The sequence below is a fragment of the Streptomyces sp. NPDC060049 genome (genome assembly GCF_042736715.1).
GTDB lineage: Bacteria > Actinomycetota > Actinomycetes > Streptomycetales > Streptomycetaceae > Streptomyces.
Genome location: NZ_JBHWVV010000004.1, coordinates 350,500 through 371,706, shown reverse-complemented (window position 1 = coordinate 371,706; position 21,207 = coordinate 350,500). Strand labels below are relative to the sequence as shown.

Here is a 21,207-nt window from a genome sequence, read left to right as displayed (position 1 = left end):
CTCCCGCCCCGACCACCCCGCCCCCCACGGCGCCGCGCTCCGCCCCTATGGTTCGCGTAAGCAACACCGCACCGCTTCGTCCCGTGGGGGGATCTGTCCAGATGGGCGCTTCACTGCGCGCCTTGCGCGCCCTCGTCCTGCTCGCCGGCTTCTATTTGCTCGGCGTCGTCCTGCTCTGCGCCCTCGTCGCCGTGGTCGTCGGCGCCGAGTCGGCCGGCCTGCACGGCCCAGGCCTGATCAAACTGCTCATAGCGGCCGTCGTCCTCGCCGTCCCGATCGTGCGCGGCATGTTCATGCTCCGCCTCCCGGCGCCCGAACCGCTTCCCGGCGTCCCCGTCACCGAGCGGCAGGAACCCGTCCTGTGGCAGACCGTGCGGGACGTCGCCGCGCAGGTCGGGACCCGGGCACCCGACGAGATCGTGCTCATCGCCGACGTCAACGCCGGCGTCACCGAGGACGCCAAGCTCCTCGGGCTGCGACCGGGCACGCGCCGCCTCTACATCGGCCTACCGCTGATGACGGGCATGGACGAGATGCGGCTGCGCGCCGTCCTCGCCCACGAGATGGGCCACTACGCCAACCTCGACACCCGCCTCACCCCGCTGATCCGGCGCGGCCGCGTCCAACTGCTGCGCACCGTCGACACCTTCCACGCCCGCTCGGACGCCAAGATCGCCAAGGAGCGGGCGAAGCAGGAACAGAAGGCCGACAAGAGGATCGCCGCCGGCAAGAAGGCCAAGGCGATCGACACCACCGGCAACGGCGCCCTGTACCGCGCGATGGCAAAGATCTACACCGGGTACGGGAAGTTCTACCAGCGCGCGACGCTCGTGGACGCCCGCCGCCAGGAGCTCGCCGCCGACCTCGCCGCCGTCCGCGTCGCCGGCCGCGACTCCGCCGGCTCCGCGCTGCGCGAGCTCAACGCCATCGCCCCGGCACACGAGTTCTACATGGACTCCTACGCCACCCTCGGCGTCGGCGCCGAGCTGCTGCCGCCCCGGGGGCAGGTCTTCGGCGGCCTGCGCCACCTCCTCGACGCCCGCGCCGCAGAACTGGACGGACTGCGCGAGGAACTGCCCGAGGAGCCGACCGACCCGTACGACTCCCACCCCGCGCTCGCCGAACGCGTGGCCCGCATCGAGGCCCTGCCCGACGACGGCCGGGCCGCCCAGGCCTCGCGCCCCTCGCTGGAGCTGCTCGCCGACTCCGAGGCCTCGCTGATCGAGCTGGAGCGGGCGGTCCTCACCCCCGAGGCCTTCGCGATGCGACGCCTGGACTGGGCGGACCTGGTCCACGAGAGCATGACCCGCTACGCCGGCCGGGGCGCGCAGGAGATCCGCGACGCCGCCGCCGCCGAGGGCGCGGGCTCCGGCCTGACCTCGCTGCTGGACGCGGTCGACGCCGACCCGGCGGTGCGCTGGCGGATCACCGACCGCCTCCCGAAGTCCGAGGAGGCGGCATCGGCCACCGGCCGAGCGGCCCGCGAGTTCGCCCGCCCGGCGCTGCGCCGCGCCCTGAACCAGCTGGTCACCACCGAGCTCACCGCGCGCGGCGCCGCCCGCTGGCAGCTGTCCTGGAGCGAATCGGCCACCCTGCGCTACCCGGCCGACGGCTTCGAGGAGCAGCTGGAGAGCGCCCTCGACCAGGCCGCCGCCGACCTTCCCGACACCGAACCCCTGCGAAAGCTGGTACTTGCCCCGTGATCGGCCTGATCATCCTCGGCTGCCTCCTGGCCGCCGGCGCCTTCAAAGTCCTGCGCGGCGTCTACTACATCCGCAAGGCCCGCAAGCTGACGGCCAAGGCCGGCTCCCACCGGGCCGCGGACGCCGAAGCCGCCGTCGCGCTGGGCTTCGTACCGGCCGACCGGCTGGACACCGAGCACGGGGCGCCGCCGGCGCCCGCCGACACGGCCGCGCTGGACGCCGTACGGGCGGGCGGCTGGCAGGCCGGCGCGGCCTGGCTGGAGGCCGCCGGGCGGAACTGGGACGAGCGCGTGCGCCGCGTACGGAACCTGTCCGACCTGGCCGCCGCCGACGACGCCTGGCTCCTGGCCTGGCGCGCCGCGCGGCCGCAGGACCCGGCGGCCGCGCTGGTGCACGCGGACTCCTCCGTGCTCGTCGCGTGGAACGTGCGCGGGTCGCTGAGCGCGAAGCACACCACGCAGGAGCAGTTCCGGGTCTTCCACCAGCTGATCGCCGGCGCGCAGGAGGCCATGCACGAGGCCCAGCGGATCGCCGACCCCGCGGACCCGGTGCCGTACATGCTGGAACAGCCCATCGCCATGGCCCTCGGGTATTCGCACGAGCGGTACCGCGAGCTGTGGGCGCAGATCGTCGCACGTGATCCGAAGGTGCTGGCGGCGCACACCGGCGCCCTGCAGTACTGGTGCCGCAAGTGGCGCGGCTCGCACGAGGAGGCCGAGGCCTTCGCGAAGGAATCGGCGGCCGCGGGCGCTCCCGGCGAGCTGTTGTCGGTGCTCCCCCTGTACGCGTACCTCGAATACGAGATGTCCGAGTCGGAGCTCGACCCGAACGAGTACTACAAGCGGCCGGAGATCGTCGCCGCCACCGACGCGGCGCTCGCCGACGTGGCGGCCGCCGACCCGGCCGACCGGCGGGTGACCGGCGTCCGGCACATGCTGGCCTGGAACCTGTACTGGCAGGACCGGTACACCGAGGCGGTCGAGCAGTTCCGGGCCGTCGACGGCTACATCGACGCGACGCCGTGGTCCTACGCCGCGGACAGCAAGGCGCGGTACGTGCGGGCACGCGACTACAGCGTGCGGCAGGCGACGCAGAACGCCTGACCGGGGAAGCGGGACCCGGGCAGGGAGCGGCGGGCGGGGGAATCCCGGCCCGCCGTTCCCCGTTATCCGTAGACCACAAGGAGGGAATCCATGTTCTCGTACCGCCGCACGCCCGAGCTCCCCACCCGCGAGGAAGCCCTGACCGGCCGCGCGGAGCCGCTCTTCGCCCTGCCCGCCGTCCACACCGTGCTCGGCAACCCCCTCGCGGGCCCGTACCCCGCCCACCTGCGGGTCGCGGACTTCGGCCTCGGCTGTTTCTGGGGCGCCGAGCGCAAGTTCTGGCAGACCCCGGGGGTGTGGACCACCCTCGCCGGCTACCAGGGCGGCTTCACCGAGAATCCGACCTACGAGGAGGTCTGCTCGGGCGGCACCGGCCACACCGAGGTCGTCCGGGTCGTCTTCGACCCCTCCCTGGTCTCCTACGAGGCCCTGCTGAAGCTGTTCTGGGAGTCCCACGACCCCACCCAGGGCTTCCGCCAGGGCAACGACGTCGGCACCCAGTACCGCTCGGCTCTCTACACCCACTCCCCCGCCGACCAGGCCGCCGCCGAAGCCTCCCGCGAGGCCTACCAGCGGGTCCTGGCCTCCTCCGGCTACGGCGAGATCACCACGGCCGTCCTCCCGGCGTCGGAGCGCCCCTTCTGGCCCGCTGAGGCACACCACCAGCAGTACCTCGACAAGAACCCCGGCGGCTACTGCGGCATCGGCGGCACGGGCGTCTCCTGCCCGATCGGCGTGGCCCGCGCCGACGGCTGAGCCGCGACGGCAAAGCCCCGGCCCCCGCGCGTCGCGGGAGCCGGGGCTTCGGCGTTCTCGGGCCGGGGTCAGCCCTGGGTGAAGTAGCCGAGGAGGTCGGTGATCACGTGGTTGCCGCCGCCGTAGCTGTTGAAGATGCTGACCTTGCCCGAGGCCACCTGGGTGGTGACGTGGTTGGGGACGGTGGCGCCGGGGAGCGTGTTGAGGCTGCTGGCCCCGGGGAGCGTGCCGCCGTAGCCGTACGCCGTCAGGAACCCGGGGGCCGTGGTGTCCGTGGCGGTGACGTTCAGGACCGCGCCGAGGGCGTTCGCCGGGAGGCCGGAGACGGTCGTGGTCGCGCCCGGTGCGAGCTTGCCGGTGGTGCGGGTGTCGGCGAGGCGCTTGGGGACGACCGGGGTGAAGAGGGCCTTGCCGTCCTTGCCGTAGTAGCCCACCGCGTCCAGGATCACGTGCGTGGAGCCGGAGTTCGTGTAGAGCGTGATGGTGCCGTTGGGGCCGACCGGGACGATGGCCTGGTTGGACTTGTCCTTGCCCGGCTCCACGTTCAGGTTCGAGGTCGACGGACGCTTCGCCGGGTCCGGGTAGGCGATCACGTGCGCCTGCTCCGACGCCCCGGTGCCCGTCAGGTTCAGGGCGACCGCCGTCGCGTCCGCCGGGATGCCGTTGACGCCCGCGACCTTGACCGTACGGGTCTGGCCGCCGCCCAGCGCACCACCAGTGGCGCGGGTGTCCATGACGCGCGTCGGCGCGAGCGGGGAGAACCGCTGCCCGATGTTGGGCTGGTAGTAGCCGACGAAGTCCACGATCAGCTCGGCCTTGCCGGAGCCCAACTGCGCCTGGACCGTCCCCAGCACACCGGCCGGGACCGTGACCGTGTTCGACGAGGTGCCGCCCGCGCGGACGTTCACGTTCGAGGTCGCCGGACGCGGCTGGCCGGCCGGCCACACGGTGAGGTGGGTGTCCTCCGTGGCGCCGGTGACCGTCACGTTGACGACCGCCGAAGCCAGGCTGGCCGACAGGGGGTGGTCCGGTATGCGCGAGGCCGTCGGCAAGGTCACGTCCACCGGCCGGCCGCTCAGGACGGGGGTGCCGTCGATGCGCGAGTCTTTTATGCGGAACGGCTCCGTGGCGACGTACCCGGACGGGGCGTAGTCGACCTTCACGGTCTTGCTGACCGTGGACTTCGCACCCTTGGAGTCCTGCAGCGTCAGCGTCACCTTGTAGTCGCCGGGAGATGCATAGGTGTGCTCGAAGGAACGCAGCTCGCTGCCGCGGGCCGTGTTGCCGTCGCCGAATTCCACGTCCGCGCTCAGCACCGGCCAGGGTGCCGCGGTGAGCTCCGTGGGGTCGACGACAACGGTCAGCGGGGAGATCCCCATGGCGTTCGGGTCCGACCCGGTGGGCAGGGGTTGATCGACGGCGAAGGCCGCGCTCAGCGGACCGGCCGGGGTCACCTTGGCCGGGGCGTAGGTGGACCAGACCCGCTCTCCCACACCGTTGACGGCCGTCACCTGAGCCGCGTAACCGCCCGGCGCGCTGTAGACGTGCTCGATGCTGGGCTGCTTGGTGACGACCGGGTCCGTGCCGTCCCCGAAGTCGAAGTGGTAGGTGATGCCGGCCGACCAGGGGCTGTCCGCGACGGCCGTCGCCTTCACCCGCGTACCGACCGGCGCCCAGCTCTCGCTCAGCGAGAGGGTAACGCCGCGCAGGTCGTCCTGGGCCTCATCGGCACCGCGGTCGATGTACCCGCCGCCCTTGCCCGTGTTGGGAACCCGCGGGTCGTCCGCGATCGGGTCCCCGACCCAGTCCAGGGGAATCACCCCCGGGGCCGTGGGGTCGCCCGAGTCGACGGTGGGCGATCCGTCCCACGGGCCGATGCCGTCGAGGGACGGGCTCAGGAGGTCGTGCGCACCCTGGCCGCCGGCGGCCAGGAACGCCGCCACCGTCTGGTAGTTGGTGCCGGCCCAGTTGTAGGGGGAAGCGACGGTGCCGGGCTGGCCCGCGATGAGGTTGTAGTCGACACGGGTGCCGGCCGTCGCGCTCTTCGCCACCGCGATGCCGACCCGCGGCTCGGCGGCCGCGCACGTTGCGGGGGTGCTCCGGGTGTGGACCACGTTGTTGAACAGTGCCGAGCCGGTCGAGGTCCCGCCGACCGACACGGCCGCCCCGCATCCGCCGCGGATGGTGTTGTTGGTGAGGACGGTGCCGGGCGCGTCCAGCACCGTCGCAGCCGCCCGGCGGTCGTCCTCGATCACGTTGCGGCTGAGGACGGTGCGCTGGGCGCCTCCCTCGATCCGGACGGCGTCGAGCGTGCTGCGGATGACGCGTACGTCCGTGCTCGCCCCGCCCACCACGAGGGCGGCGGGTTGGGGGCCGGAGACCCCGAGCTTCTCCAGCACGACATCGTGGGAGGCGCCGATGCGCACCCCTCCCTCGACCTGGAGTCCGCGGACCACCACGTGGGAGGCCCCGCTGATGGTCAGGCCCTTTTCCAGGAAGGCCTGGTAGCCGACGACCCCTTCCTCGCCGAAGGCGAAGGTGATCGGCTTGCCCGGCTCTCCCGAGCGGTCGATCGTGACCGCATCGGGGTAGCGCGTCTGCGGGGCGATCCGCACGGTCTGGCCCGGCCCGACCACCTTGGCCGCCGCCGAGATCGAGCAGTACGGGGCGGACCGCGAACCGGCTCCGGCGTCGGAGCAGGAGCCCGAAGCACTGTTCACATAAAGGTCGGTCGGGGTCTCGGCGGCGGCCGCGGTGGCCGGTATGCCGAGAAGGGTGACGAGGCCTGCGGTCAGCAGGACCGTCGCACGAGTAGGACGCACCAGCGGAGTTCCTTCGGCGGAGAAGCGGTGGGGATGCGACTGGGGCGCGGCGCCTCACGACGTCGCACGACCGTTTCCCCCTGGCGACGGTCGGGCGCGCGAACCCAGGATCTCCGGTCATCATCACACTGGCCCGGCGCGGGCGTAGGACCGGGGCTCGGGTCGCGTGGGTGTCCTGCGCAAGACGTGCGACGCCCCCGGTGCGCGCTCGTGGCGCGCCCGGGGGCTGTCGGTGGGAGGGGGCCCGACGGCCGGGGCCGTCAGGTCATCAGATCGTCGAGGTGTCGATGACGAAGCGGTAGCGGACGTCGCCCGCCTGGACGCGCTCGTAGGCCTCGTTGACCTCGTCGGCCCGGATCACCTCGATGTCCGCGCCGAGGCCGTGCTCCGCGCAGAAGTCGAGCATCTCCTGCGTCTCGGCGATCCCGCCGATCATCGATCCGGCCAGCGTCTTGCGGCCGCCGATGACGGAGAACAGGTTCAGCGAGACCGGCTCCTCCGGGGCGCCGACGTTCACCAGTGCGCCGTCGACCTTCAGCAGCCCCAGGTAGGCGTCGAGGCCGAGCGGCGCGGAGACGGTGGACACGATCAGGTCGAAGCGGCCGGCCAGTTCGTCGAAGGTGGCCTCGTCGTTCGTGGCGTAGAAGTGGTCGGCGCCCAGCTTCAGCCCGTCCTCCTTCTTGCGCAGGGTCTGGGAGAGCACCGTGACCTCGGCGCCGAGCGCGTGGGCGATCTTGACGCCCATGTGGCCGAGGCCGCCGAGGCCGACGACCGCGACCTGCTTGCCGGGGCCGGCCTGCCAGTGCTTCAGCGGGGAGTAGAGGGTGATTCCGGCGCACAGCAGCGGGGCGGCGACGTCGAGGGCGAGGCCCTCGGGGATGCGGAGGGTGTAGTTCTCGTCGACGACCACGTGCGTGGAGTAACCGCCGTACGTGGGCTCGCCGTTCTTGTCGAGGGCGTTGTAGGTGCCGGTCATGCCCTTGGCGCAGAACTGCTCCTGGCCCGCGAGGCACTGCTCGCACGTGCGGCAGGAGTCGACGAAGCAGCCGACGCCCACGCGGTCGCCGACCGCGAACTTGGTGACGCCCGGGCCGACTTCGGCGACCACGCCGGCGATCTCGTGGCCCGGGACCATCGGGTAGATGCCCTCGCCCCAGCCGTCCGTGACCTGGTGGATGTCGGAATGGCAGATGCCGGCGAACTTGATGTCGATGAGGACGTCGTGCGCGCCGACCGGGCGGCGCGGGACGGTGGTGCGCTCCAGCGGCGCCTTGGGGGCGGGAGCGGCGTAGGCGGCGACCTGGGTGACGGACACGGTGGGGCTCCTCGGAAGACTGCTGTGCGGGACTGCGTCGAAGGACCGTGGAACTGCGCGGTGCGGCGCCGAGCCCGTGCTGGGCTGCGCCATCGTGCATCGCGCCCCACGGTCCGGCGAGGTGGCGCACCGCGTCGCGCCGCTCGTCCTTGGCCGCCAGCTTGCCCGCCCGGGCCCGGGACACCCATCCCCCTGTCCTGCCTAGGACTGGTGAACCTACCCTTGGCGGGGTCAGGCACAGCCCTGCGGCCCGCGCGCGCACGAGGCGATACTGGGGTAATGGACCAGCTTGATCAGCGAGCCGAGCTCGGCGAGTTCCTGCGATCCCGGCGCGCCCGGCTGCGCCCCGAGGACGTGGGCCTGCCCGACTACGGCCGCCACCGCCGGGTCCCCGGCCTGCGCCGCGAGGAGCTGGCGCAGCTGGCGGGCGTCTCGGTGGCGTACTACACGCGGCTGGAGCAGGGCCACGGGCAGAACGTGTCGGCGGAGATCCTCGACGCCATCGCGCGGGCGCTGCGCCTGGACGGCACGGAGCACGCGCACCTGAGCCGGCTGGCCGCCCCGAAGCCCCGCAGGCGGCGGCAGGCGGCGCGCCCGCAGCAGGTCCGGCCGGAGCTTCGGACGCTGCTGGACGCCATGGAGGGCGTGCCGGCGTACCTGGTGGGGCGGCGCCAGGACGTCATCGGCTGGAACCCGCTGGCGGCCGCGGTCTTCGGCGATTTCGGGGCCCTCCCGGTACAGGAGCGCAATCTGGTCCGGCTGGTGTTCCTGGACCCGGCGACGTCCGAGCTGTACGCGGATTGGGAGTGCCGGGCGTGCGAGGTGGTGAGCAATCTGCGCCTGTACGCCGGCCGGTACCCCGACGACGAACGCCTGACGGCCCTGGTCGGCGAGCTGTCCGTGAAGAACGAGGAGTTCCGCCGGCTGTGGGCGGCCCACACGGTGGCGGACGACAAGACGCACGGCCTCAAGCGCCTGCGCCATCCCCTGGTCGGTGAGCTCCTGCTCTCCTTCGAGACCCTGGCCCTGCCGGACGATCCGGCGCAGTTCCTGGTCACCTACCACGCGCCGCCGGGCTCGCCCTCCGCCGACGCCCTGCGCCTGCTCTCCTCCTGGTCGGCGACGGCGCCGGCCCCGGCCGCCCCGGCGTCCGCGCCGCACGCCCCCGCGTCCGGCCAGTGAGGGGCCGGGTCCCCGGACTCAGTCCTTGAGCTGCAGCTGGAAGTAGCCGACCGCGCGTTCGCGCCGGTAGCCCAGGGCCGCGTTGACCGTGAGCATCGGGGTGTTGTCGTCCGCCACCGAGGTGGCGACGGTGCGCAGATCCGGGTGGCGGACCGCCGCCTCCGCGAGCATGCGGAGTTTGACCGCGCGGCCGAGGCCGTGGCCCCGGTGGGCGGGGACCACCACGGTGTCGTACTGGAGCGCGCGCGGGCCCGACGGGTCGGGGAGGACCAGTTCCGTGTAGGCCGCCACCTCGCCGTCCGGGGTGACGGCGGCGACCGTGGTCAGCGCGCCTCCCCGGTCGAGGATCTTGCGGTGGGCCGCGTGCAGGCGCTCCGCCGTCCAGGTCTGGATCTGCTGGTCCAGGTCACCCATCGGCGCGTCCTCCATCGCCCCGTGGGCGACGGCCACCGCCGGCGCCCACGCGTCGGGGACCAGTCCGGGCCAGCAGAACAGCTCGTAGCCGGGTGCGGGCGGTGCGGACTCCTCCCGCGCCGCCCGCACGTCCTGTACGTACCAGGCCATCGACAGGACGTTCTCGAAGCCCACGGACTCGGCGAACACCTGACCCGGGCCACCCAGATCCACCTCGGTCGCGACCGAGGTCCGGCCCTCGGCGAGCAGTTCGTCCCGGACCCGCTCCCAGAGGGCCGTTCCGACACCGCGCCGCCGCGCGTCCGGCCGTACCGTCAGCTCGTCGAGGAACGCGGTGTGGTCGTTGACGCCGTCCGTGAACAGGACCAGGGAGGCCACGCCGTCCTCCGCGGCCCAGTACACCGAGCGCCCGCGCGCCGAAGGCACCCGCAGCGCTCCGGCCACCTCCGTCCTGGAGGGCGGCGGCACTTGCGGCAGGTCGGCCGTCCGGGCGGAGGCCAGGACGGCCCACCAGTGGTCGACCTCGATGTCGGTCGGGGGCACGGAGAGCGGCATGATCGTCATGCTCCGGACCCTAAACCGGACGGCGCCGGGACGCTCAGGCGTTTTCGGTGACCGTCACCCGGCCGCGCCGGATCGTCGCGAGGCGCGGGGCCCGCTTCGCCAGCGCGCTGTCGTGCGTGACCATGACGAAGGTCAGGCCGTGCTCCTTCCACAGGCCTTCCAGCAGGTCCATGATCTCGTCGCGCATCGATTCGTCGAGGTTGCCGGTCGGCTCGTCGGCGAGCAGCACCTTCGGCCGCTTCACCAGCGCACGGGCGATGGCGACGCGCTGCTGCTGGCCGCCGGACATCTCCCCGGGCAGGTGGCCCATCCGCTCGCCGAGGCCCACGGAGTCCAGCGCCTCGGCGGCCTGTCGGCGCCGGTCGCGCGCTGCGAGGCCGAGCGGGACGAGCGCCGTCTCGACGTTCTCCCGCGCGGTGAGGGTCGGGATCAGGTTGAAGGACTGGAAGACGAAGCCGATGCTCTGCGCCCGGATGCGGGTGAGGCGGGCCTCGGAGACGGTGGCGAGGTCGAGCCCGTCGAGGACGACGGCTCCCTCCGTCGGCCGGTCCAGGGCGCCGAGCATCTGGAGCAGGGTGGACTTGCCGCCGCCGGTGGGGCCCTGGATGACGAGCCGGCCGCCGTCCTCGATGGTCAGGTCCACGCCGGCCAGCGCGTCGATGGATTCCTTGCCGCGCCGGTAGCGCTTGGTGACACCCGTGAGTTGGTACATGTCGTTCCTTCGCTCGCTCAGAAGTACGTACGGTCGGCCGCGCGGGCGGCCGGACCCGCGGGCCGGACCAGCGGGCCGGGCCCGTCGGCCGGGAGCCCTCGGGGCGGCCGGGTCATTCGACGCGGCGCAGGGCGTCCGCCGGCCGCAGCCGGGAGGCGCGCCAGCCGCCGAAGCCGCCCGCGACCAGTCCGCCCGCGACGGCGAGGGCGACGGCCAGGCCGATCGTGGAGAGCGAGACGGGTGCGGTGAGCGCGATGTCGAAGGCCTTGCCCGCGCTCTGCCGGGCGGAGCGCATCATTCCGCCGCCACTTCCGCCGCCGGCGGCGCCGCCCCCGGCCCCGAGCTGCGCGGTCAGCTTCGGGCTGATCACCGTGATGGCGTAGGCGGCGCCGAGCCCGAGGCCGATGCCGAGCACCCCGCCGATCAGGCCGTTGACCAGGGCTTCTCCGGCGACCTGGCGGGTGACGCGGCCGCTCTTCCAGCCGAGCGCCTTGAGCGTGCCGAATTCGCGGACCCGCCGGGAGACGGCGGAGGAGGTCAGCAGGCCGGCGACGAGGAAGGCGGCCAGGAGGACCGCGTACGAGAGCCACGTGCCGACGGTGGAGGCCAGGGACGCGGCGGTGGAGAGCGAACCGGAGACCGTGTCGGCCAGGTCGGCCGAGGTGGTGACGGTGGTGTCGGGGACGTTCTTCTGGATGGCCTGCTTCACCGAGCCGATCGCCTGGGAGTCCTCGGCCTGGACGTAGACGGTGGTGATCTTGTCGGGGGTCCCGGCGAGGGTCTGGGCCTGCTTGAGCGGGACGTAGACGTTGGCGGCCGCGTCCCCGCTGTCGGCGGTGGCGATGCCGATGACCTTGAACTTGGCGTTCTTGACGGTCACTTCGGAGTCGACGGCGAGCTTGTTCTTCGTGGCGTAGGCGCTGTCGACGACGGCGACGGCCGCGTCGGACTCGCCGGCCTGGAAGCCGCGACCGGAGGTGATCTTGGAGGTGGTGAGCGGGCCGAGTTCGGGCCGTGTGACGTCCGCGCCGTACACGGAGAAGGAGTTGACGTCGAAGTCGGCGCCACCGCCCTCGACCCTGCCGCCCGTACCCCCGGCTGCGCCGCCCGTGGCTCCGGGCTTGGAGGCGGCGCCGCCGTTCGCGGCGCCCTCCGTCCGCTTGAACTCACCGCGTTTGAACTGGCCGTTGACCTTCATCACCTGGAGGCTGAGCCCGCCGACGGCCTGGGCGACGCCTTCCTGGCCGGACACCTCGGCCACGGTCGCGGCGTCGAGCGTCTGGAATCCCTGCGGCATGACGAGGTCGCTGCTCTGCTCGGCCCCGGCGTCCGTCTCGCCCTCGCCCTCGCCCTTCGCGTCGAACCGGAACCGGGGCCGGGCGGCGGTGTCGCCCTCGGCCGGCGGGGTCTGGGCCTTGGTGACGGTCATGTCCGTCCCGAGGCCGTAGAGCGACTGGAGGACCTGGCCCTGCGCCTGCGCCATCCCGGCCGAGACCGAGGTGACGACGATGACGAGGGCGATACCGAGGGCGAGTCCGGAGGCGACGACGAGCGCCGCCTTCCTGCGGCGGCGCAACTCGCGCCGGAGGTAGGTGAAGAACATGCGGCCGAACCTAGGCAGCACCTCTGATCGCCGGATAAGCCGCGGGTAAGAGTCGGATGAGAAGGCGACCGGGAGGGGACGGGGGCGGACGCGGAAAAGACGGACGGCGGGGAGCCCGCCCGGGTTTCCTCCCGGGGGCTCCCCGCCGTCCGTCGCGGGGTTCCGTCCTACCGGCGCGTCAGAGGGCCGCGCCCGCCTTCCAGTCCGCCCAGCTCATGTTCCAGCCGTTGAGGCCGTTGTCCGGCTTGATGGTCTTGTCCGGGGAGTTGACGACCGTGACGACGTCCCCGATGAGGGAGTTGTCGTAGAACCAGGCCGCGGGCTGGTTCGGGTCGTTCGCACCCTTGGCGTCGTTCAGGCCGACACAGCCGTGGCTGGTGTTGACGCTGCCGAAGATCGAGTCCGATCCCCAGTAGTTGCCGTGGACGAAGGTGCCGGAGTTCGACAGCCGCATCGCGTGCGGAACGTCCTTGATGTCGTACTCGCCCTTGCCGTCGTCGTCGGTGAAGCCGACGGTGGCACCGTTCATCCGGGTCTCCTTGAACTTCTCGGAGATCACCATCTGGCCGTTGTACGTCGGGTTCTCCGGGGAGCCCGCCGAGATCGGGATGGTCTTGAGGACCGCGCCGTCCCGGGTGACCGTCATCTTCTTCGACTTCGCGTCGACCGTGGAGACCTGGCTGCGGCCGATCTTGAAGGTGACGGTCTTGTTCTGGACGCCCTGGATGCCGGGGCCGCCCTGGACGCCGTCCAGCGCCAGCTTCAGCGTGACGGTGGAGTTCGCCTGCCAGTACTTCTCCGGGCGGAAGTCCAGGCGCTGCGCGCTGAACCAGTGGCCCACGACTTCCTGGCCGCTGGTGGAGGTGACCGTGATGCCCGCCTGGACGGCCTTCTTGTCCTTGATCGGCTTGTTGAAGGTGATCGAGACCGGCATGCCCACACCGACGGTCTTGCCCTCGTCCGGGATGAACGAGCCGACGAAGCTGTTCTCCGGGGAGACGGTGGTGAAGGAGGCGTTCTCGTGCGCCTCGCGGCCCGCCTCGTCCTTCGCGGTCGCCGACAGCGCGTACTTGGTCGAGCGCTTCAGCGCGCCGTCCGGCTTCCAGCTCTTGCCGTCGGCGGCGATCTTGCCCGCCACCGCGGTGCCCTCGTTGCTCTTCAGCTCGACCTGGGTGAGCGTGCCGTCGACGACGGTCACGTTCGCCGCGTCGTTCAGGCCGACGTTGGCCGCGCCGTCCTTGGGGGCGATGGTTATTCGCGCCTTGGAGGTGTCCTTGGCCGCCGCCGCGTCGACATCGGCCTTGGCCGACGCCTCCCCGTTGGCCTTCGGCGCATCCGTCCCGCCGTCGCCCGCGTCGTTGCATCCCGCGAGCACCAGTACGCCACCGAGCACGGCGGATATGGCCACCAGGGCCTTTCTCCGTCGCTTGCTGTCCGTCCTCACACGCCACTCCATCGTTGCCGGAACCCCGTTCCCCGGGCAGGGGGGCACGGCCCCCCTGCCTCGTCCTGACAACGCGTTAACACCCCGGGTCGCTTCCACATTCCATTGGGATGTGGTCAACCCCACCGTCAGGCGTTGTCAGCCTCTTCGTCGATGTCCCCATCTTCCTCGTCCAGGTCCCACTCCATGGACTCGGGGTCGTATTCCACGGGCTCGCTGCTCCAGGAAGCCTGCGCGAGCTCCACTCCGGGGATGTCCGCGACCAGGTCGGTCGGGTCCACCAAGTAGGCCAAAGCCTCCGATTCGTCCTCCCGGACCGCCGCCTCCGCGTGACCGCGCTCCTCGTCCGGCATGAACTCGTCGGCCTTGATGTGCGCGAGAGCGGCTCCGGTGAGGGCGTCTACGTCGGGTACTTCGAGTACCAGATCCACTCGAAGTCGTACGAATCGTGAGGTCTCAGAAGGGTTCATACGACGGAGGGTAATCCCGTGCATTCCCCGGGTTTCCCACGACCCGCCCCTTTCCGCCATCCACACGCCCGACGAAAGGGGGCATTTGCTGTCGATGTCAAAAAATGGCCCATATCCCCCGAGACGAGCTCGACGACCTCTCCCGGCGAACTCCGCGCCACCGGGCTGAAGCCCGGAGGGTCGCGGAGGTACCATCTGCGGACACGGCCAATTCGCTGCTGCCACAAGGGGGATCGCACCGTGTCCGCACGACGATCGACAGTCACCGCTCTCGGAGCGACCACCCTCCTCGCCGCTCTGTGGTTCGTCCCCTCGGCCAACGCCACCGCCCCCGGGCACGCGAACAGCGCCGGCGGCGCGCCCGCTGCCGAAAGCGTCCGGGTCCAGGCCGCCTCGGCCGTACCGGGCGCCCGCGCCGCGCTCGAGCTCGCCGACAGCGGCGGCATCGACACCACCCCGTACCTGCTGGGCGGCACGCTCTGCCTGGGCCTCGGCGCCGGCTTCGTGGCCTTCTCGGTACGCGGATCGCGCACGCCGTAGCGGCGGGTACGCGCGGCAAGGGTTCCCGGTACGGGAAAAGGGCCGCGGTCCGGGGTGGCCCCCCGGGCCGCGGCCCTTCCACGTCACAGGCTCGCGCCCGTCATGCGGGGGATCAGGCCAGGGGGCCCGTCACGGCCTCCACCGCGTCCACGAGCGCACCCGACCGCACGAACGCGTCCGCGGCGGCCAGGTCGGGCGCGAGGAACCGGTCCGGCCCGGGACCCTCCACGCCCGCCGCGCGGGCCGCCGCGATGGCGGCCCGGCTGGCCGGAGCCGGGGTGAGGCCGTGGCGCAGCTCGATGGCGCGCGTGGCGGCGTACAGCTCGATCGCCACGATGCGGGTCAGGTTGTCGACGGCCGTACGGAGCTTGCGCGCGGCCGACCAGCCCATGGAGACGTGGTCCTCCTGCATGGCGGAGGAGGGGATCGAGTCGGCGGAGGCGGGGACCGCGAGCCGCTTCATCTCACTGACCAGGGCTGCCTGCGTGTACTGGGCGATCATCAGACCGGAGTCCACGCCGGCGTCGTCCGCGAGGAAGGGCGGCAGGCCGTGGCTGCGGTTCTTGTCGAGCAGCCGGTCGGTGCGCCGCTCGGCGATGGAGCCGAGGTCGGCGGCCGCGATGGCGAGGAAGTCCAGGACGTACGCGACCGGGGCGCCGTGGAAGTTGCCGTTGGACTCCACGCGCCCGTCGGGCAGCACCACCGGGTTGTCGACGGCGGCGGCCAGCTCGCGCGAGGCCACCAGGGCGGCGTGCGCCATGGTGTCGCGGCCCGCGCCGGCGACCTGCGGGGCGCAGCGCACGGAGTAGGCGTCCTGCACGCGCGGGGCCGACTCCTCCTGGAAGTGCCCGGTCAGCCCGGAACCCTTGAGGACGGCGGCCATGTTCGCGGCGGAGGCGCCCTGGCCGGGGTGCGGGCGGATGGCGTGCAGCTCGGGCTGGAGGACCTTCTCGGTACCGAGCAGCGCCTCCAGGGTCAGGGCGGCGGTGATGTCGGCGGAGGTGTACAGCTTGCCGAGGTCGGCGAGGGCCATGACCAGCATGCCGAGCATGCCGTCGGTGCCGTTGAGGAGGGCGAGGCCCTCCTTCTCGCGGAGCTCGACGGGGGTGATGCCGGCCTCGGCGAGCAGTTCCCCGGCGGGGCGCACGGTCCCGTCCGGGCCTTCGGCGTCCCCCTCGCCCATGAGGGCGAGCGCGCAGTGCGAGAGCGGGGCGAGGTCTCCGGAGCAGCCGAGCGAACCGTACTCGTGGACGACGGGGGTGATCCCGGCGTTGAGCACGTCGGCCATCGTCTGCGCGACGGACGGACGCACGCCGGTGTGCCCGGAGGCCACCGTCTTGAGCCGCAGGAACATCAGTGCGCGCACGACCTCGCGCTCGACGCGCGGGCCCATGCCGGCGGCGTGCGAACGGACGATGTTGCGCTGGAGCTGGGCGCGCAGCTCGGGGCTGATGTGCCGGGAGGCGAGCGCCCCGAACCCGGTGGACACCCCGTAGACGGGCTCGGGCTTGGCGGCGAGCGCGTCCACGATCGCGCGAGCCCGTCCCAGCGCGGCGACCGCCTCACCGGAGAGCTCGACGCGGGCGTTGCCGCGGGCGACCGCGATCACGTCCTCGGCGGTGGTGCCGGACGTTCCCACCACGACAGTGTGCATATCCATATTCAGCACCCTACGGACTGAATCCCTTCATGTCACCCCTCGATTCCACCACGCCCCCGACGCCCTTCCCCGGCTGCGCCGGCCGCCCGTCGGACGCTGCCGCACGGCGCGTCGGGCGACGGCTAGTGTTGCGGCCGGGAAGGTGCGTCGCGGGCCCGGCAAGATCCGGAAGAGACGGCCTAGGCCCGCCCCCGGAACCGCCGCCGCTCCCCCGCCTCCCGCTGCGCCGCGTCGGCCAGCCGGACGACCGCCGTGTCCCGCCCCGCCACCACCGGCTTCGACGAGCGCGCGGCCTTCGCCTTGTACTGGGCCGCGTCGGCCAGCCGGAACAGCCGCCGCGAGGACTTCACCGGGCCGATCGGGTCCCCGGTGGACGCGACGCCGCAGGCGACGCCCTCCCCCAGCTCCAGTTCGGCGGCGCGCAGGCACACCTCCTCGGTGACCCGCACCACCTCGTCCGCCGACGGCCCGACGCTGACCAGGCAGAACTCGTCCCCGCCCAGCCGCGCGACCAGGGATCCCGGGAGCATTGCCCCGCAGAGGCTGAGCACGGAGCCGAAACGTTCCAGCAACCGGTCGCCCATGGCGTGGCCGAGGGTGTCGTTGACCTTCTTGAGGCCGTTCAGGTCACAGACGACCAGGCTGACCACCGTCGCGGTCCCCGCGCCCCCGGCCGGCGCATCCGCCGTGCTCCTGCGGTGCTCCTCCAGCGCCTCGTCGAGCCGCATGTCCACGGCCCGCCGATTGGCCAGCCCGGTCAGCGGGTCGGTGAAGGCGAGCCGCCGGGCCTCCTCCAGCCGGTCGCTCTGCGCGAGCCCGGCCGCGATGACCGCGGCGAGGACGGTCGCGAACTCCGCGTCGTCCTCGTCGAAGTCCGGCAGCCCTTCGTCCCTGGCCACGTACAGCTCGCCCCACGCCCGCCCGCTGAGCACGATCGGCGCGACCACGCACGTCCCGCGCCCGCGCCCGCGCAGCGCCTCGCCCCTGCGGCCCGGCCGGTCGCCGACCGCGCTCTCCACCCAGGCGTGGGGGCCGCCGCCGCCCGCCCAGCGCTCGTGCAGGAACTCCGTGATCTCCGGGAAGTCATGGACCGGGTAGGACTCGCCCTCGGGGAACTCCTCCTCCCCGGCCCGGCGCTCCCCCTCGTTCACGAGCACCCGCAGGCACCCGCGCTCGCGCTCCCACGCGGAAATGGCGGCGAACGACCCGTCCATCGCCAGCCTCGCCCCCCGCGCGGCGGCCCGGACACTGTCCCGCGGCGCGCACGCGGCCGCCATGGCCTGCGCGAGGCCCACGACGGCTCGCAGCCGCCCGTCAACACCCATCACCCCAGGTTAGGGGTTTTGTCCGATTTAGTGACAATGGACGCGACATTCGACGGCCTCACGATCACGTCTGGTGACGAAGGGGCACGGCCCGGACCCCGGACCGCACCCCGCGCGCCCGGCGCCCCCGCCCACCGAGCGGCAGGGCGGGACGTCACACCCCGGGCCACTCCGGCTTGCGCTTCTCGTTGAACGCGGCCACGCCCTCGGCCCGGTCACCCGAGAAGGCGGCCGAACGCCACGCCGCGTCCTCGATCTCCAGCCCGGCCGTCAGGTCCATGCCGTGCCCGAGCCGCAGCGCCCGCTTCGCCGCCCGCAGCCCGACCGGGGAGTTCGCCGCCATCCGCGCGGCCAGGGCGAGGGCCTCCTCACGGTCCGACCCCGCCGGGACCACCGAGTCCACCAGCCCGAGGGTCAGCGCCTCGCCGGCGTCCACGCGCCGTGCGGTGAAGATCAGCTCCGCGGCCCGCGCCGCTCCCACCCGCCGGGGCAGCAGCTGGGTCCCGCCGCCTCCCGGGATCACGCCGACGGACACCTCGGGCAGTCCCACGACCGCGGTCTCGTCGGCCACGATGACGTCGCACGCGAGGGCCAGCTCGAAGCCGCCGCCCAGTGCGAACCCGTGCACCGCCGCGATCGTGGGCATCGGCAGCTCCAGCACTCCCCCGTAGGCACCCCGGGTGGTCGGCCGCTGCCGGACCAGCTCGGAGTCCGACAGGGAGTTGCGCTCCTTGAGGTCCGCGCCCACGCAGAACGCCCTCTCGGCGGTCGAGGAGAGCACGACCACCCGTACCGACGCGTCCGCCGCGAGCGCGGCGCACGCGGAACCGATCGCCCGCGCCATCTCCGTGGACACCGCGTTCATCGCCTTGGGCCGGTCCAGGACGAGCTCCGCGACGCCGCCGTCGTGCCGGCGCACGGCCACGAATTCCGATGCGGGCGGTACGTCCGACGCGTGCGACGCGGACGATTCGGGTGATGCGGAGACAGGCTCAGACACAGGGCGACCCTCCCGGTTAACGAACGTTACCCGGGGATCTTAGGGTTCCGCCGCGTCAGCGACCAGGGCTCCACGAGACCGAGCCCGCGCACCGGGCGCTGCCACATCGGCTGGAGCGCGAAGCGGTACAGGCCGCCGCCCTCCTCCGCCTCCGCCTCCTTCTCGGACACCGGCGCCGCGCCCGTCCGCCCGAGTTCCTCGGCCATGGCGCCGTCGACCAGCACCGCGTCCTTCGGCGCTATGGACGTGAGCCGCGAGGCCAGGTTCACCGTGGTCCCGAAGACGTCGCCCATCCGGGTCGTCACGGTCCCGAAGGCGATGCCCACCCGCAGTTCCGGCATCTGCGGATCGGCGCCCATCGTCTCGATCAGCCGCAGGGCGATCTCCGCCGCCGTGCCCGCGTCGTCGGCGCAGTACAGCACCTCGTCGCCCAGCGTCTTGATCAGCCGGCCGCCGTGCGCCGCCACCAGGTCCGCCGCCGTGGTCTCGAAGGCCTCGACCAGCTCGCCGAGCTCCTCCTCCTCCAGCCGCCGCGTGAGGCGGGTGAAGCCCACCAGGTCCGCGAAGCCCACCGCGAGCCGCCGGTCGACCATCTCCTCGTCGTCCGCCACCTGCACGACCCGCCCGGTCGCGGCCGCCAGCTGGCGGCGCCACACGTAGACGAGGAACTCCTCCAGCTCCGGCAGCAGCAGCTCGACCAGCGGGTACGTGACCTCCGTACGGGTCATTCCCGGCTCCGGCGGCTCCGTCAGCCCCTCCAGGAAGGAGTCGATCTGCCACTCCGCGAGCCGCGCCGTGGTCTGCCCGGTGGACCGTGCCACCTGCACCGCCATCGGCTCGCTCAGCAGCCCGGCCTCGACGAGGCCGGCGAGCCGGCGCAGCGCCAGTACGTCCGCCTCCGTCAGCGCCTTGGCCTGGCCGATGTCCGCGAAGCCCATGGCCCGCCAGAAGCGGGAGGCGAGCTCCATCGAGACCCCGGCGCTGCGGGCCGCCTGGAAGGGGGTGTACCGGCGCTCGGCGCCCAGGATCAGCTGCTCCAGGCGGATGGCGAGCGGGTCGGCCGTCGGCTGCGCCGTGTGGTCGACCTCGTGGTGGGGGGTGTGCTGGTCCCGGCCGATCGGGGTGGCCGGGCTCGCGCCCGCGCCGGAGGTCGGGGCGGGCCCGGAGGAGGGCGCCGCTCCGGTGGCGGACGCGCTGGACTGCGGGTCGTCGACGGTCAAGGGCCGCCTCCTGTCCATTCCGTGCGCACTGCCCAACCGGTTGATCACCGCAAGGACCGGGATCGCCTAAACCATACGGCAGGTGTGCCGTAGCTCACTCCCCCGCTCCGCCACCCGGGACCGGCCGCCCGGCGGGCTACCGGACCGACCGCAGATGGACCACGTCCCCTGCTCCCACGGCCTCCCGCTCCCCGTCCGCGGTCCGCACGACGAGCCGTCCGTCCGTGTCGACCGCTTCGGCCGTCCCGGTGAGGGTGCGCCCGCCCGGCAGCTCGGCCCGCACGTGCTTGCCGAGGGTCGCGCAGCCCGCCGCGTACGTCTCCTGCAGACCACAGGCCGCCGGGTCGCCCCCGGCCGCGCGCCAGTCCCCGTACCACTGCTCCAGCGAGCGGAGCACGGCCTTGAGCAGCGGGTTCCGGTCGGTGACGGAAGCCTTGGCCAGGAGCAGCGACCCGGCGGTCTCCACCGGCAGCTCCTCGTCGGTCATGGTCACGTTGAGGCCGATCCCGATGACGACCCCCTCGTCGACGCGTTCGGCGAGGATCCCGCCGGTCTTGCGCTCCTCCCCCTCGACGGTGACCAGCAGGTCGTTGGGCCACTTGAGGGCGGTGTCCACCCCGGCGGCCCGCGACAGCCCGGTCGCGGTGGCCACCCCGGCCAGCAGGGTCAGCCACCCCCACCGCTCCGGCGGCACCTGCGGCTCGGGCTTGAGCAGCACGGAGAAGAACAGCCCGGACCGCGCGGGGGCGATCCAGCTCCGGTCCAGCCGGCCCCGCCCCGCGGTCTGCTCCTCGGCGATGAGCACGGCCCCCTCGGCCAGCTGCGCGGACCGCGCCGCGAGGTCGCTGTTGGTCGACCCGGTGGACCCCACCACCTCCAGCGAGGTCCACAGGCCCTCCCCGGTCACGAGGGCCCGCTGCAGCGCGGCGGCGTTCAGCGGCGGCCGGTCCAGGTTCGACCAGCGGCCTTCGGAAGCATCTGACGGCATCAAGATTCCCCTCGTGTGGAAGCCCCGGCCTTCAGGCCGGGGAGGAGGCGCGCCATCGGGCCGGAGGCGTGCCGATCCGGCGTGTCGCCGTGTGGCGCTTCGACCCGGGCGTGCGTGCGTGACATGGCCCTTCCCAGCTTGAGGGTTGGGGGGAGGCATCCGGTGGAGCGGGCGTTCGGGTTCCGCGTTTTACCCTACCGACGCGATCACCGCGGAGCCGTCGCGGACCGTACGGGTGCGTGCGAAAGGTGGACGCGCCCGTGTCCGCGGCGCGGTCCCCCGAGCGGTCCCCTAAGGGGGACGGCGGGGCCAGGCAAGCCAGATGCGGTGTGTCAAACGCCGCACTGCCGAGCGCCATGCCCGCCGATACGCTACGCACCAGTAGC

Annotated in this window: 17 protein-coding genes; 5 read left to right on the top strand and 12 right to left on the bottom strand. The window is 72.8% G+C overall.

All coding sequences use genetic code 11. The features are described from left to right. Positions 1-101 precede the first annotated feature (101 nt). The 3 genes from ACFWBY_RS09415 (at position 102) to msrA (ending at position 3,562) form a co-directional block, all read left to right on the top strand. A complete protein-coding gene (locus ACFWBY_RS09415; protein ID WP_385336917.1) occupies positions 102-1,703 on the top strand; it encodes a M48 family metalloprotease in 1,602 nt (533 codons plus the stop codon). Next, on the top strand, positions 1,700-2,806 hold the full coding sequence (locus ACFWBY_RS09410; protein WP_385336914.1) for a hypothetical protein: 1,107 nt from the start codon (positions 1,700-1,702) through the stop codon (positions 2,804-2,806). Before ACFWBY_RS09415 ends, ACFWBY_RS09410 begins: the two co-directional genes overlap by 4 nt. Before the next feature lie 90 nt (positions 2,807-2,896). Further along, a complete protein-coding gene (gene msrA / locus ACFWBY_RS09405) occupies positions 2,897-3,562 on the top strand; it encodes a peptide-methionine (S)-S-oxide reductase MsrA (RefSeq protein WP_385336911.1) in 666 nt (221 codons plus the stop codon). A 68-nt stretch (positions 3,563-3,630) separates the two neighbouring features. On the opposite strand, the gene ACFWBY_RS09400 is transcribed toward msrA, so the two are convergent. Further along, positions 3,631-6,384, bottom strand: a complete 2,754-nt coding sequence (locus ACFWBY_RS09400) for a PKD domain-containing protein (protein WP_385336908.1) — start codon at positions 6,382-6,384, stop codon at positions 3,631-3,633. Positions 6,385-6,652: 268 nt separating this feature from the next. Continuing rightward, on the bottom strand, positions 6,653-7,699 hold the full coding sequence (locus tag ACFWBY_RS09395; protein ID WP_385336905.1) for an NAD(P)-dependent alcohol dehydrogenase: 1,047 nt from the start codon (positions 7,697-7,699) through the stop codon (positions 6,653-6,655). A gap of 279 nt (positions 7,700-7,978) precedes the next feature. Here ACFWBY_RS09395 and ACFWBY_RS09390 point away from each other — a divergent pair, with 279 nt between their 5' ends. Next, on the top strand, positions 7,979-8,881 hold the full coding sequence (locus ACFWBY_RS09390; RefSeq protein WP_385336902.1) for a helix-turn-helix domain-containing protein: 903 nt from the start codon (positions 7,979-7,981) through the stop codon (positions 8,879-8,881). Positions 8,882-8,899: 18 nt separating this feature from the next. Here the strand turns inward: ACFWBY_RS09390 and ACFWBY_RS09385 are convergent, their stop codons facing one another. From ACFWBY_RS09385 to ACFWBY_RS09365, 5 genes are all read right to left on the bottom strand, one after another. Beyond that, positions 8,900-9,859 carry a GNAT family N-acetyltransferase gene (locus ACFWBY_RS09385; RefSeq protein ID WP_385336899.1) on the bottom strand — a complete coding sequence of 320 codons (960 nt, stop codon included), beginning with the start codon at positions 9,857-9,859 and terminating at the stop codon, positions 8,900-8,902. A 34-nt stretch (positions 9,860-9,893) separates the two neighbouring features. After that, complete coding sequence (locus tag ACFWBY_RS09380) at positions 9,894-10,571, bottom strand: ABC transporter ATP-binding protein (RefSeq protein ID WP_385336896.1); 678 nt, start codon at positions 10,569-10,571, stop codon at positions 9,894-9,896. 112 nt (positions 10,572-10,683) lie between these two features. Continuing rightward, entirely contained in the window at positions 10,684-12,174 is a 1,491-nt protein-coding gene (locus ACFWBY_RS09375) for an ABC transporter permease (protein ID WP_385336893.1), read from the bottom strand. 178 nt (positions 12,175-12,352) lie between these two features. Further along, complete coding sequence (locus ACFWBY_RS09370; RefSeq protein WP_385336890.1) at positions 12,353-13,630, bottom strand: Ig-like domain-containing protein; 1,278 nt, start codon at positions 13,628-13,630, stop codon at positions 12,353-12,355. Between the two features lie 116 nt (positions 13,631-13,746). Further along, positions 13,747-14,088 carry a hypothetical protein gene (locus ACFWBY_RS09365; protein WP_385336887.1) on the bottom strand — a complete coding sequence of 114 codons (342 nt, stop codon included), beginning with the start codon at positions 14,086-14,088 and terminating at the stop codon, positions 13,747-13,749. Between the two features lie 240 nt (positions 14,089-14,328). Here ACFWBY_RS09365 and ACFWBY_RS09360 point away from each other — a divergent pair, with 240 nt between their 5' ends. Next, the gene (locus tag ACFWBY_RS09360) at positions 14,329-14,628 is read left to right on the top strand and encodes a hypothetical protein (RefSeq protein WP_385336884.1); all 300 of its coding nucleotides are present in this window, start codon (positions 14,329-14,331) and stop codon (positions 14,626-14,628) included. A gap of 112 nt (positions 14,629-14,740) precedes the next feature. On the opposite strand, the gene hutH is transcribed toward ACFWBY_RS09360, so the two are convergent. From hutH to ACFWBY_RS09335, 5 genes are all read right to left on the bottom strand, one after another. Further along, positions 14,741-16,282 (bottom strand): histidine ammonia-lyase, encoded by a 1,542-nt coding sequence (gene hutH / locus ACFWBY_RS09355; protein WP_385337072.1) that lies wholly within the window; start codon positions 16,280-16,282, stop codon positions 14,741-14,743. 185 nt (positions 16,283-16,467) lie between these two features. After that, positions 16,468-17,613, bottom strand: a complete 1,146-nt coding sequence (locus ACFWBY_RS09350) for a diguanylate cyclase domain-containing protein (protein WP_385336881.1) — start codon at positions 17,611-17,613, stop codon at positions 16,468-16,470. Between the two features lie 154 nt (positions 17,614-17,767). Continuing rightward, entirely contained in the window at positions 17,768-18,538 is a 771-nt protein-coding gene (locus ACFWBY_RS09345; RefSeq protein WP_385337069.1) for an enoyl-CoA hydratase/isomerase family protein, read from the bottom strand. A gap of 101 nt (positions 18,539-18,639) precedes the next feature. Further along, positions 18,640-19,833 (bottom strand): adenylate/guanylate cyclase domain-containing protein, encoded by a 1,194-nt coding sequence (locus tag ACFWBY_RS09340; protein WP_385336878.1) that lies wholly within the window; start codon positions 19,831-19,833, stop codon positions 18,640-18,642. 136 nt (positions 19,834-19,969) lie between these two features. Next, positions 19,970-20,824, bottom strand: a complete 855-nt coding sequence (locus ACFWBY_RS09335) for a biotin--[acetyl-CoA-carboxylase] ligase (protein WP_385336875.1) — start codon at positions 20,822-20,824, stop codon at positions 19,970-19,972. Between the last annotated feature and the right edge of the window lie 383 nt (positions 20,825-21,207).